At 62.9% G+C, this 415-nt stretch carries 1 protein-coding gene; it reads left to right on the forward strand.

The window, feature by feature from the left end; genetic code table 11:
• Nucleotides 1–415: aldehyde dehydrogenase family protein (locus SB753_RS35000; RefSeq protein ID WP_410804627.1), on the forward strand; the 415-nt coding region annotated here is incomplete at both ends.

Genomic DNA, 415 nt, shown 5'->3' on the forward strand with positions numbered 1-415 from the left:
CGACGTCGATGCCGCTGCATCGAATGGCGCATGGGGTTCGTTCCTTCATCAAGGCCAGATCTGCATGCAGACGGGGCGGCATCTCGTGCATCGCTCAGTGGCGCAAGCGTACGCCGCGAAACTCGCCGAGCGCGCGAAGAAGCTGCAGGTGGGCAACCCGTACCGCGAGCAGGTGCATCTGGGGCCGCTCATCAATCAGAAGCAACGCGACCGCATCGATGGAATCGTCAAGAAGAGCGTTGAATTGGGCGCGACGCTGCTGGCGGGCGGGCAGTATCAGCGTCTGTTCTATGAGCCGACCGTGTTGTCAGGCGTGACGCCCGGCATGCCCGCATTCACTGAGGAAATCTTCGGTCCCGTCGCGCCGGTCACCGTGTTCGATACCGACGACGAACCCGTCGCCCCCGACAATGCA

Origin of the sequence: Paraburkholderia sp. SIMBA_053, from assembly GCF_046534895.1 — a bacterium.
In the GTDB taxonomy this organism is placed as follows: domain Bacteria; phylum Pseudomonadota; class Gammaproteobacteria; order Burkholderiales; family Burkholderiaceae; genus Paraburkholderia; species Paraburkholderia caledonica.